Below are 12648 nucleotides of genomic sequence, written 5' to 3'. Positions count from 1 at the left end.
CCGTTGCAAGAGTTTTAAGCTATCTGCATCGCCTCGACACGGTTGCGTCCATTGGCCTTGGCACGGTATAGCAATGTATCGGAGACCTCGATCATGTCGTTTAGTAGACATTTTGCCTGCTTGGAGTCGACCGCCACTAGCCCGAAGCTAGCCGTCGCCCGAAGCGCTTCGTAGCCGTCGCCTGATAGAGTGCTCTGCGCTGCGAACGCGAGTTGCAAGCTTTCAGCGACCTGCACTCCGCTTGCCAGGTCCGTATCTGGTAGAAGCGCCATGAACTCCTCACCGCCATAGCGTATGGCGCTACCGCCGCGTGCCATAACGTGCCGCAGAAAGAGTTTGCCGAAGGCGCGCAGCACGGTGTCGCCATCTACATGGCCATGCCTGTCGTTGATTTGCTTGAAATGGTCGATATCGCACAGTAGCAGGGCGATGTGGCGCCCGTGTCCGTGCGCCCAGGCGCGCTCACCGCTCATGAGCTGTTCATGCAGGTAACGGCGATTGTAGCAACCGGTCGGATGATCGTGCTCGGCCGCTATCTTGAGAATGCGGGTCAGGCGGTACGCCTCACGCGCGCTCATCCCATAGCGTCGCATTGCCAGGGCACCGAAGATGTTCGTCATTGCTAACAACATGCCCATAGTGACGATGTCCGCCCGACTCAAGTCGTTCAGCGTGCTTACCAAGACTAAGAAAATCGCGGTCGCACCAAGCGCCAAGCAAATAGCGTGGAGCAAGCGGTTCGGGATATACAGATAGCATACGGTCAGCATCGCTGCGAGCGACATCGCATGCCATTGAAATTCGCTGGGACGTAAAGCAACCACCAGCATGAAGCTGCCGAACGCTAGAATTTCGAAAGACGCCGCGATTCGGTGCAGCATGCGTGGTGAAGGCCGCCGGCGCATCAGGACCCAGGCGCAGAAGCAGGCGAACAATGCCACCGTCAATCGCGCACAAAGCAGAATCGCCAAGCTCGGCACGGCGTGCACTGCCGCCAGATCGGTAGCGAAAAACAGCAGGAAGAAGAGGCCTGCGCTCAACAGCGCGATGCGAAGCTGGCGCCCGATTACGTCTTGTGTTTCAGTAAGAAAAGCAGATTCGGTCGTGTAGTCGGCGAACTCGCCGATCAAACTGTTGAACTTCATAAGTGGATGTCGTGAGGGCGCAAAGGTTGCACAAAGAAATCATTCAAAAAATGACAAAAATACTGACAGAGTAGAATTTTTATCAATTTTGACTCAATATTTTGACAGATTTGATTGCAAATCGGCTCGGCATTGTATCTTCTTAGCAACATATTTTGCTTTTTCTGTATAGGTATGTGGTGAAACACAACCTACTCCAGCGTCTTGCAGAGGCCTTAAGGCATAAAGGTAAAATGCGTACGACAGTAGGGGGAGGTCGACTAGCGAGTTACTCCATGTTCGCATTTTCGTTGGGTAGCACGACCATATGGGTGCGTACGATTGGTATTTGTCCCTCGGCAACCCCATGCCTGACACGCCAATCGGGTCCAAGGTAGTGCTGGACCTAATCACCTTGCCGGTACAACTCTTTCTCGTCCTAGGTGATCATCCTCTGTCATCAAAGAAGGTCGCTCCGGTTGCAACGTCCGCTCTTGGCCGGTTGCGGACCTTCCGCTAGGTCTGCTTCCGACCCAAAGCAGACGTCGCTGATCCGTTAAGTAAGCCTTGAGCTGAGCCGTGAGCAAGACAACGCTGCATTACAGAGCCACTCATCAAGCGTCCGCAGCAGGTGGGTCCTGTTGTGCTTCACGACAGCGTGCTTTGGTATTCTCGCGAGGAAGTAGTGCAAGTATCCATTGGAAGCTGCTAGCTGTCGCTCCAAGACCCTGTCGCCAGCAACGCGGGCACGCAAAGCCGTTAAGTATGTCGTATTCCATGCCCACACAGTTCCGCCATGAACATCAACTGAAAAGTATGCGGCTTGGGGCCACTGGATAGCAGAAAAGCTATTGCTACATACGGTGCAGGCCCCCTTGCCAAGGACAGTTCCTTGAATCGGTAACGGCAGCAGGCTGTAACCGCCGGACTGCTCGTCTTTAGCAAACGTCTGCCGGGGTGTTATACAAAAATCGCATCTACTCCGACATTTCGGGCAGCGGACATCAGCAAGCGATGGTAGTGGATAAAGGCGGTAACGATGATCTAACGGCGTTCTAAAGCGGTACTGCCCACGCCTTACTGTGTACATAAGTTCTCCAAATAAGGGGTCAGGACAGCTTTTACCTGCCGATCAGGCGACGTCCGCTTATGGCCGGTAGCAGACGGTCGAGCCAGCATAACAGGCTGTGGCGCTGAGAAACTCGCAGACTGTCACGACAGGCAGCTTGCGACCCATATCTGACGTTAACCTCATCGAGACGACTATTTAATTCTCGAGGTCTCGCAGAGCACGAAGCGGCTTGCCATCTTATTCCAGGCACCTGCACGTCCTTGGAGAAAAAGCAGCTGCCCCTATTCATCCATGTAGTCTCACGTACTGACATGTGCAGCCAATCGTCATAGAACTTTTCGAAGTCGTCTTCGGTTAGTTGTGGTAGCGATTGATCGGAATAGTCGATCACGGACGAGAAGTCCTCGTTTGGCGATAATAATGTCTCAGCCGGCAACGTCAATCCTAGTAGACCCATCAGTGTCCTGAGCTCATCGTCGCCGGCAAGAGCGACCGCAAAGAATTCTTTGCAGTTCTCAGTCATCGCTTCAAGTGAAGCAGATGCGGCCATAACTGTTCCATTGGATACAGCGAACACATAACTTTTCATTCAAATCCCTTGTGTCGTGAATACGTCCGCTTTTGGCCAACAGCGGACGTCGGCTCAGCGAATGAGGGCGTTGTCAGGGCAAGTAACGGGCTTTGTTAGGCGTTCCTAGCGCCTTTCATGCAGTCGCGTAACCGCATCAGATCGTTTCGGGCATCACTTCCTCCGCCCGCAGCGGCAGCTCGAGCGTGAACACGGTACCCTCCCCCACCACGCTCTCCACCCGGATCGTCCCGCCCAACAGGGTGGTCACAATGTTGTAGGCAATATTCAGTCCCAGCCCGGTACCGCCCTGCCCCATGCGCGTGGTGAAGAAGGGATCGAAGATGCGCGCCAGGTGCTCGGCCGGGATGCCGCGGCCGTCATCGCGGAACACGATGCGCACGCGCTCGCCGTCGATGCGCTGCGCACTCAGGACCATGCGGCCGCCGCGGCCGTCGAAGGCGTGCAGCAGCGCGTTGTTGACGAAGTTGATCAGCACCTGCCCCAGCGGCCCCGGATAGCTGTCCATGCCGATCCCGGGTTCCACCTGCACCTCGAGCGTATGCCCGGCGCGCCGCACCTGGTTCATCATCGTCGCCAGGATCTCCTGGCAGGCCCGGGCCAGGTCGAAGCGGCGGCGCTGGGTGCTGGCCTGGTCGACGGAGACCTGCCTGAAGCTGTTCACCAGGTCGGCCGCCGCATGCAGGCTGCGCACGATCAGGGCGCTCGCGTCGCGCGCGGCGCCGATCCAGCTTTCGAGGTCGGAGCGCTTCAAGTCGTTGCGGCTGAAGCGCGCGGCCAGCGACTCGGTCTTGTCCTGCAGCGTGCTGGCCATCAGCAGGCTGTTGCCGATCGGTGTGTTCAGTTCGTGCGCCACGCCGGCGACCAGTGAGCCGAGCGAGGCCAGCTTTTCGCTCGCGGCCAGCTGGGCCTGGGTTGCCTTCAATTGGCGGTAGGCTTCCTCGGCCGCTTCTTTCTGCATCTCGGCTTCCTGCTTGCGCCGCTCGGCGCTCTCCTTTTGCAGCACCAGTTCGGCGGTGCGCAGGCCGACCTGGTGTTCCAGGCGCGCGGTCTGCAGCACCAGCACGCGGATGCGCAGGCGGTACAGCGCGAACGCGCTGCCCAGCACCAGCAGCGCGCCACCCAGGCGGAACCACCAGCTCATCCAGAACGGCGTCGCGATCGTGATGGCGACGCTGGCCGGCTGCGCGCTCCACACGCCGTCCTTGTTGGCGGCGCGGACCTCGAACACGTACTTTCCCGGATCGAGGTTGGTGTAGGTGGCAAAGGGCTTGGCGGCGCCGGTCTCGGTCCAGCCGCGGTCGAAGCCGCGCAGGCGGTAGGCATAGCGGTTGGCCGACGGGTCGGCATAGTGCAGCGCCGCGAATTCCAGCGTGAATACCGGGTCGCCGTAGTCGAGCGCCATCGCCGCCTGCACGGGGCGCGACTGGTTGGCCACCTGGAAATCGGTGATCGCCACCGCCGGCGGGTAGGGATTGTCGCGGATCGCCTCCGGCTGGAACGAGGTCATGCCGTTCATGCCGCCGAAGTGCAGCATGCCGTCGGGGCCGCGCGCGGCCGCGCCGACAAAGTACGAGCCCTCGATCAGGCCGTCGCGCGCGCCGTAGGTCTTGAAGCGGCCGCTGGCCCGGTCCAGCCGGGTCAGACCCGCGGTGCTGCTGACCCACAGCAGGCCGCGCGTATCTTCCAGTACCGCGCCGATCGGCAACTGCTCGCGCGCGCCGGCCACCGGGAACAGGCGGAAACGTACGGCGCCGCCGGGGCCGTGTTCGATGCGGTGCAGGCCGCCCGCGGTGCCGACCCAGACCTCGCCGCGCCGGCTCTCGAACAGGGTGTAGATGCGGTTGTGGCGCAGGCTCGCCGGGTCGCGCGGATCGCTGCGGAAATGGGTAAACGTGCCGCTGGCGCGGTCGAGGCGGTCGAGGCCGTTCTCGGTGCCGACCCAGATCGCGCCGCTGCGGTCTTCGAGCAGCGCATAGCCGTAGTTTTCGCCGAGGCTGCCGGGGTCGCGCGGATCGTGGCGCCAGGTCCGGCGCACCTGGCCATCGGCATCGAGCATGAACAGGCCGCCGCGGGTCATGGCCCAGAGCGCGCCCGTGCGGTCCTGCATCAGCGCCTGTACGTGGCTGGACCCGGCCTCGCTGCCCAGTGCCACCCGGGTAAAGCCGTCGGCGTCGGCGGCGCCGGCCGCGCGCCACGCCAGGCCGTTCGGCCCGCCGACCCACAGCCTGCCATGCGCGCGCAGCAGCACCGCCACCATATCGTCGGGCAGGCTGCCGGGACGCAGAGGATCGTGGCGCAACTGTTCGACCCGGCCGCTGGACGGGTCCACGTGCATCAGGCCGGCGCCGCTGGTGCCCATCCACAGGCGGCCGTCGGGATCGGTTGCGATCGCACGGATCTTGCGGCTGCCCGCTTCGGGCAGCTCGCCGGGTGCGAAATCGAAGCGCCTGAAGCCGCCGCTGGCCAGGTCTGCCCGGTTGGCGCCGCCGGCCAGGGTTCCGACCCACAAGGTGCCGGTGCGGTCGACCCGGACCGCGCGTACCTGGTTGTCCGACAGCGTATGGCGGTCGAGCGGGTGATTGGCGTAGCTGACGAAACGTCCGTTCGACGGATCGCGCCATTTCAGGCCTTCCAGTTCGGTACCGACCCACAGGTTGCCGCGCTTGTCCGGGTAGATCAGGTTGATGCGCAGGTCGCCGATGCCTTCGTCCGCGCCGAAGCGGTGGCGCACGATCGCCGCGGTACCCTTGCCGCCGCCCAGGCGCCAGGCTTCGAGGCCGGCCGCGGTGCCGATCCAGAGCGTGTCGTCCGATCCCATCGACAGCGCCATGATGCTGTTGTAGCGCGGGTCGGCGGGCTGGGCGCCGCCGCTGCGGCGCGGTGCCTGGATGTCGTGATGTGCGAAGCCGCCGGCGCCGGCGGCCAGGTAATCGAGACCGACGCCGGTGCCGACCCACAGCCCGCCACGCCCGTCCAGCGCCAGCGCGGCCACGCGGTCGTCGCGCAGGCTGCCGTCGTCGCGCGCATCGTGGCGGTAGACCCGGACACCGCCGCTGCCGTCGAGATGGGCCAGGCCATCGACGGTAGCTACCCACAGGCCGCCCTTGCCGTCGCCGATAATGGCGGTGACCGCACTGTTGCGCCCGTCCAGGTCGTCGCCGCCGGACAGGTCTTGACGCACGAAGCGCTGGCGCGCCGCGTCGAAGCGCACCAGACCGCCGCGCGTACCGAACCACAGCCGCCCGGCGCCGTCTTCGTAGGAAGCGTGCACATAATTGTCGGGCAGACTGGCTGGATCGGCCGGGTCGCTGAGGAACACGCGGTGGCGGTAGCCGTCGAAGCGCGCCAGTCCGGCCTGGGTGCCGAACCACATGAAGCCGGTACGGTCCTGCACGATGGTCAGCACCGATTCCTGCGGCAAGCCGTCTTCCAGGCCGACATGCTGGAAGTCCAGGCTGCGCGCGGCACCGGCCCAGGCCATTGCAGTCAGGTGGAAGGCGAGCACGGCAACCATGAGGCGCCTGACGATACGGGGATTCGGGCGAAACATAAATAGGGGCTGCGAAGGACCAGGCACTAATCTAGCAGAACCCTTGAAATTGTTGAGTAAAATTAAGACTTTCGCATTCCGGATGCCACTGCTATAATTCTTTTCGGGCGGCTGTAGCTCAGCTGGATAGAGTACTTGGCTACGAACCAAGGGGTCGTGGGTTCGATTCCTGCCAGCCGCACCACTTATTCATGAAGAATGGCTCAAAGAGAAATCTTTGGGCCATTTTTCTTTGGCGCATCCTGACACGTTTGGATGGGCACTTTGCCAATCCGGAAACCGCTGCTATAATGCGTGCCTCGGGCGGCTGTAGCTCAGCTGGATAGAGTACTTGGCTACGAACCAAGGGGTCGTGGGTTCGATTCCTGCCAGCCGCACCAACTTCTTCAGGACGAATGGCTCAGAGCGAAAGCTCTGGGCCATTTTTCTTTCCCGCCCCACCCTCTTCAGATCGCCCGTTTCAGATACGGGATCCGAGACAGCACGAAGGCGCACAGCAGCGACGCACCGAATACCAGCAGCGCCACCAGCGGCACCGACAGCAGCGGATACACCTCTTCCTGGCGGAAGGCGAAGCGCCGGAACGATTCCAGGATCACCGGATGGATCAGGTAGACCCCGAGGGTCAGCTCGGACAGGCGCCGGAAGGTGGCGCCGACCGCACCCGGGACGCCATCGAAACTGCGCATCCGGAACATCCACATCAGGCTGACCGACATCGGAATCACGGTGATGCTCAGGTAACCGTAGAAATACAGCCCATCCTCGATGCCGCGCGCGCCGGCCAGCAGATAGCAGCCGAGCGCCGTCAGCATGACCGACGCGCCGAACACCGCCAGCAGCAGGCGCGTCGACATCGCCCGGTCGCTGGTGGCAATCAGGTGGCCGCACAGGAAGTACGGCAGATAGGACAGGAACCAGAACACGAACAGGGTGACGCCGCGCCCGAAGAACATGCCGAACACCTCATGCAGCGCGGCGACGCCGAACAGCAGCGCCACCAGCAGCCACAACTCGGCGCGCGCGGCATGACGCACCAGGATCCGGATGAAGGGCGTGAACAGGTACAGGCTGACGATCATGAACAAGAACCACATGTGGTAGTGCGGCTTGCCGCTGGCGATGCGGCGCGCCATCGCCGCCAGGCTGAGGTCGGCCAGCGAAAACGTCGCCTGCTCGCCCTGCCAGAACAGGAAGACGATGGTCCAGACCACGAGCGGCACGAAGATGCGCGTCATGCGCTTGCGGTAGAAGGCGGCGACGGTCTCGCGCTTGCCGGCCCCGAGCAGCAGCGCCCCGCTAATCATGATAAATACGGGCACGCACCAGCGCACCAGCGAATCGTAGACGTTGCCGTACCACCAGTCCGGGCAGCCGATATCGCAGCCGGTCACGACCGTGGCTGCGACATGCAGGAACACCACGGCAAGTATGGAAACCACGCGTGCGGCGTCGAGCCAGATCATGCAATCACCTGTCCAAAGGAAATATTCGAAGCGCCCCATTGCTGAGGACGTAAGCTCCATTTCGACATAGGGGCGCGCGGCGGTCACTGCGGCAGCGCAAGCGTCAGCCGATCCGCATGGGCACCCTGTTCATTGCCTTACAACATGGACTTTGCGATCACGATATCCGCTGCTATAATGCGTGCCTCGGGCGGCTGTAGCTCAGCTGGATAGAGTACTTGGCTACGAACCAAGGGGTCGTGGGTTCGATTCCTGCCAGCCGCACCAACTTCTTCAGGATGAATGGCCCAGAGTGAAAGCTCTGGGCCATTTTTCTTTTATGACGGCCCCGGATGATGCGCAAGGATTAACCTTTGCCAAATGGCAAAAAATGCGTATAATGCGGGCCTCGGGCGGCTGTAGCTCAGCTGGATAGAGTACTTGGCTACGAACCAAGGGGTCGTGGGTTCGATTCCTGCCAGCCGCACCAACTTCTTCAGGACGAATGGCTCAGAGTGAAAGCTCTGGGCCATTTTTCTTTCAGGCGACAGTCAGAGTGACGTGCCATGCCGCCCTATCTGGCGCCCTCCGGACGTTCGTTACGCAAGCAAGCATTATGGACTGGAAGATCCAGCAAACGATCAGGCGCATTCGCAAGCGATTCGATCATCGGAATCGCCCACAGGCATCCCGAAAGTTCGAAGTGTCGTTTTCATGCTGGTAGTGACAGCAGCCCTTGAATTGACAAAGCGCGCCCACCGCTCCCGCTCCGCAATACCACCGCCAATGACTCGCCGATTCGGAATGGCCTCCTACCGATTTGAGCTTTGCCAAATGGCAAAACCTGCGTATAATGCTGGCCTCGGGCGGCTGTAGCTCAGCTGGATAGAGTACTTGGCTACGAACCAAGGGGTCGTGGGTTCGATTCCTGCCAGCCGCACCAACTTCTTCAGGATGAATGGCTCAGAGCGAAAGCTCTGGGCCATTTTTCTTTGTCTCTCCCCTGCTCCGAATGCTTGAGATAAATGCCGCGTGTTCAATCAACGCAGACGGCCTCCGCAGAGGATCGAGCCTCGGAGTTACGTAGGACAACGCCTACATCTATTGAAGACGGCAAGCAAGCCTGCGTGGCCGGCGGCAAACCGCGCCACCGCTCCCTATGAAGACCAAGACTCTGCCGCGTCATTCAGAAAATCGATACACAGAGGCATATTCTTTCAAGTAGCAGGCCCAGGCTTAATTTTTCGTGCCTTTTCCCGCCTCTTTGATAGCATTAAATTCCCCGATTCCCTGAAACCCAAGCTGCAGGACGCAGCTGTGTCTTTGCGAGGTACGCTATGAAGAGATCCCTAATTGCTGCTGCCGTAGTTGCTGTTGCGTCGTTCGGTTCTTCCGCCATGGCCCAGAACATCGGGAGCGGCTCCCAGGCCTTGGACCTGGTGGGCACCAGCGGCTTTTTCGGCGATGCATTTGCCCAAAACAACGGCGGCGCCAGCTTTGCCGACCGCTTCACCTTTGCGGTGCCGACCGCGCAGGAAGGTTCGCCCGGCACCACGGTGAACGCCATCGTTTCGTCGATCACCGGCGCAACCGAGACCGGTCTCGACATCACCGCCCTGTCGCTGTACAGCGCCACCGGCAATACCCTGGTGACCAGAGGTACGGCGTTACAGTCGGGCGCCATCGACGTCTGGACCCTCACCAGCACGGGCCTCGACGCCGGCAATTATTACCTGCAGGTCAGCGGCAACCTGAACTCCTCCGGGTCCGCGGCCTTTGGCGGCGCGGTGGCCTTGACCACGCCGGTGCCGGAGCCGGAAACCTACGGCTTGATGCTGGGCGGCCTGGGTGTGCTGGGCTTCCTGGCGCGGCGCCGCAAGGGGGGCAAACAGGCCTGAGCCTGCCTGCCCTGAAGTCCGGCGGAAGCGTGCGCGCTTCCGCTTTTTTACGGACGCCACGGGATCTCGAGAAACCGTAGCGAGCGGCAGCAATGTTGGCCGAGAAGCGCATCTGTACGAAAGTACAGCGGGCATCACAGGCCGACAGTGCAACGCGCAGTAGGTTTATCGAGATCCCTTCACGTGCGCAGCTTTTTGATGATGCTGCGGTTGCCGAGGATTTCCTCGATTTGCTCGAAGCGCACCGGCTTCACCATGTGGTGGTCGAAGCCGGCTTCGAAGGCCAGCTGGCGGTCCTTTTCCTGACCCCAGCCGGTCACGGCGATCATCACCGTCATCGCCCCGGTCGGCAGGGCCCGGATCGCGCGCGCCAGGTCGTAGCCCGACATCTTCGGCAGGCCGATGTCGAGGAAGGCGTAGTCCGGGCAGAAGCGCTTGGCCGCGGCCAGCGCGTCCGGGCCATTGTGCGTGATTACCACGCTGTGGCCCATCGCGGTGAGCAGCGCGCCGATACTGTTGACGAAGTCGACGTTGTCGTCGGCCAGCAGGATGCGGTAGGTCTCGGCGCTGATGAAGGCGGCCGGGGTCGGTTTTGCCGGCAGTTCCGGATCAACCACGATCGGCAGGCGCACCACGAACTGGCTGCCGTGGCCGAGGCCGGCGCTGTGGGCTTCGATCGCGCCGCCGTGCAGCTCGACCAGCTTGCGCGCCAGCGACAGGCCAACGCCCAGGCCGGCATTCGAGCGCTCCAGCGTCGAGTCGACCTGCACGAACATGTCGAACACGCTGTTCAGCATGTCGGGCGCGATGCCGATGCCGGTGTCGGCCACGACCAGCACCAGGGTGCGCTCCTCCACCGTCGCCTTCAGGCTGACGCGGCCGCCGCGGTTGGTGTACTTGGCGGCGTTGTTCAACAGGTTCGACAGGATCTGCGCCAGGCGGGTGGCATCCCCGTGCAGGAACACCGGGCGGTCCGGCAGGTCGATCACCAGTTCGTGGCCGTGCAGCTCGATGTAGGGCCGCACCACTTCCAGGGCGTCGTTGACGACCGCCTTCAGCTCCACGCGGCCGGTCTTGATCGTGAACTTGCCGGTATTGATGCGCGATACGTCGAGCAGATCGTCGACCAGGCGCACCATCTGACGCAGCTGACGTTCCATGATGTCGGTGGCGCGCTGGGTGGCCTGGGCGTCGCCGCTGCGCAGGCGCAGGATGTCGAGGCCGGTACGGATCGGCGCCAGCGGGTTGCGCAGCTCGTGCGCCAGCGTGGCCAGGAATTCGTCCTTGCGGCGGTCGGCCACCAGCAAGGCCCCTTCGGCACGCTGGCGCACCTGCATCTCGTGTTCCAGCGTGACGTTGGATTCCTGCAGCGCGTGCGAACGGCGTCCGATCTCGGCCAGCATGTCGTTGAAGGCTTCGACCAGCACCCCGATCTCGCCGCGCTCGTTGCCCGGCACGCGCAGGGTGAAGTCGCGCCGCTGCATCACCTGGCGCGCTACGTTGGTGACGGCCTCGAGCGGACGGGTGATCGCGGCCTGGAGGCGCGACGCCACCAGTCCGGCGATGACGAGTGCGCCCAGCATAACCGCGCCCAGGATCGCGCCATAGCTGAGCAGGCGCTCGACCAAGCCGTAGCGCGAACGCACGTAGACGCTGCCGAGCAACTCGCCGTTTTCGATGATGTTACGGAATACCACCACTTCGCCGCCTTCGATGCGGTAGCCGGCGTTTTCGGCGCGCGCCGGGAAATGCTGGCCGGGGACCGCCTCGTAGCTGGCAAAACGCCCGCCGGCATTGTTATAGATGGCGGCGGCCAGGATCTGCGGACGGACTTTCAGCACGGCCAGGTTCTGGCGTGCGGTGTCGCTGTCGTTGAAGGCCAGCGCCGGCGCGGTCACGCGCGCCATGATGTCGGCCTGGGTGACCAGGTCGTCGGTCCAGTAGCACTGGAAGGCGCGCAGGTCGACCACCAGCATCGCCAGCGCCGCGGCCAGCAGGGCCACGAAGGTGGTCGACACCGCCATCAGGATCAGTTTGCTGCGGACGGTGCCGCTGTCGCGCGCATTGCCCTGCATGATCGCGTCGTCGCCCATGCCTGCCTCGTTCACGCTGTCTGCCTTGTCCGCTTCCTCGGGCGCCCTCATCACTGCACTCCTTTCTGCACCCGGTTCGCGACCGTCAACAGACGCGAACTGAGCTTGATACCATTGCGCTCCGCAGCATCGAGCGAGACGTCGAAACGTACCCGCTCATCAATGATACGGAAATTAATCACACTACCTTGCCGCAACCCGTCCTCACACTCGGTGACGACCAGCATCGCGGCGCTGGCCTGGCGCACCATGCGGCCGACACGAAGCGGATCGGCGCCGCCGACGAACAGCAGATGCAGCGGGACTTGCACATCCGTGTCGCGCAGCACGCGCACGACCACCGGACGGTTGTTGACGGTGCGTCCAGCCACTGCCCGCGCCAGTTCGCCCGCCAGATCGTCGGCACCGACCACGCCGATGACGACTGGACTGCTGCCATCGAAGAAAGCGCCGGGCGGAAACTCGGCATAGCCCAGAAACTTATACAGGAAAGCGGCCTTGACGCGGCGCTCGAGCGCGCTGGCGTTGCCATTGGTGTTGTTATTGATCGTCGCGCCATTGCCGATGCCAGCATGTTGCGCATGCACAGGCAGCGCGGCCATGGCGGCGGTGCACAGGGCGGCGTACAGCGCAGCGCACCACACCCATGCCCGGCCACCGGCTCGCCGCCGTCGTACAGACGCAATGGCAAGGAACGCGCAGAGGCGCGTAACATTTTTATACATTTTGCTATCGTAGAACATTTTCTTCAGTGCACCAAGAGCGCTCTACGATACCGGGCCACGGCAGTGCCATTTAAGAAATCAATAACGGTCATTGGAAATCTAAATTGGATTTGTTTTTTGCGATGCAGCATTATGAACCTGTCTCCTCT

6 protein-coding genes and 5 tRNA genes are annotated in these 12648 nt (G+C 62.1%); 6 read left to right on the top strand and 5 right to left on the bottom strand.

Annotated elements, in window-relative coordinates; genetic code table 11:
- Positions 1-14: 14 nt before the first annotated feature.
- Positions 15-1145 carry a GGDEF domain-containing protein gene (locus tag U1H99_RS24915; RefSeq protein WP_323144370.1) on the bottom strand — a complete coding sequence of 377 codons (1131 nt, stop codon included), beginning with the start codon at positions 1143-1145 and terminating at the stop codon, positions 15-17.
- A gap of 1776 nt (positions 1146-2921) precedes the next feature.
- Positions 2922-6302, bottom strand: a complete 3381-nt coding sequence (locus U1H99_RS24910) for a sensor histidine kinase (protein ID WP_323144369.1) — start codon at positions 6300-6302, stop codon at positions 2922-2924.
- A gap of 143 nt (positions 6303-6445) precedes the next feature.
- Here U1H99_RS24910 and U1H99_RS24905 point away from each other — a divergent pair.
- Both U1H99_RS24905 and U1H99_RS24900 read left to right on the top strand, forming a co-directional pair.
- Positions 6446-6522, top strand: a tRNA-Arg gene (locus U1H99_RS24905).
- A gap of 119 nt (positions 6523-6641) precedes the next feature.
- A tRNA-Arg gene (locus tag U1H99_RS24900) sits at positions 6642-6718 on the top strand.
- A gap of 66 nt (positions 6719-6784) precedes the next feature.
- Here the strand turns inward: U1H99_RS24900 and U1H99_RS24895 are convergent.
- Positions 6785-7804, bottom strand: a complete 1020-nt coding sequence (locus U1H99_RS24895; protein ID WP_323144368.1) for an acyltransferase — start codon at positions 7802-7804, stop codon at positions 6785-6787.
- A 190-nt stretch (positions 7805-7994) separates the two neighbouring features.
- Here U1H99_RS24895 and U1H99_RS24890 point away from each other — a divergent pair.
- From U1H99_RS24890 to U1H99_RS24875, 4 genes are all read left to right on the top strand, one after another.
- Positions 7995-8071 (top strand) — tRNA-Arg (locus tag U1H99_RS24890).
- Positions 8072-8196: 125 nt separating this feature from the next.
- Positions 8197-8273 (top strand) — tRNA-Arg (locus U1H99_RS24885).
- A gap of 376 nt (positions 8274-8649) precedes the next feature.
- Positions 8650-8726 (top strand) — tRNA-Arg (locus U1H99_RS24880).
- A 394-nt stretch (positions 8727-9120) separates the two neighbouring features.
- On the top strand, positions 9121-9681 hold the full coding sequence (locus U1H99_RS24875; protein ID WP_323144367.1) for an FxDxF family PEP-CTERM protein: 561 nt from the start codon (positions 9121-9123) through the stop codon (positions 9679-9681).
- Between the two features lie 179 nt (positions 9682-9860).
- Here U1H99_RS24875 and U1H99_RS24870 read toward each other — a convergent pair whose 3' ends face one another.
- Together U1H99_RS24870 and U1H99_RS24865 are read right to left on the bottom strand one after the other, a co-directional pair.
- On the bottom strand, positions 9861-11825 hold the full coding sequence (locus U1H99_RS24870; RefSeq protein WP_323144366.1) for a sensor histidine kinase, YfiR-like protein-associated: 1965 nt from the start codon (positions 11823-11825) through the stop codon (positions 9861-9863).
- Complete coding sequence (locus U1H99_RS24865; protein ID WP_323144365.1) at positions 11825-12517, bottom strand: TOL_0243 family YfiR-like periplasmic protein; 693 nt, start codon at positions 12515-12517, stop codon at positions 11825-11827. The genes U1H99_RS24870 and U1H99_RS24865 overlap by 1 nt, the downstream gene beginning before the upstream one ends.
- Positions 12518-12648: the final 131 nt, after the last annotated feature.

This window comes from Massilia phyllosphaerae, from assembly GCF_034659755.1.
Classification (GTDB): Bacteria; Pseudomonadota; Gammaproteobacteria; order Burkholderiales; family Burkholderiaceae_D; genus Telluria; species Telluria phyllosphaerae.
Note: the sequence above shows the minus strand (reverse complement) of the source record. Positions and strands in the feature narration are given on the sequence as shown.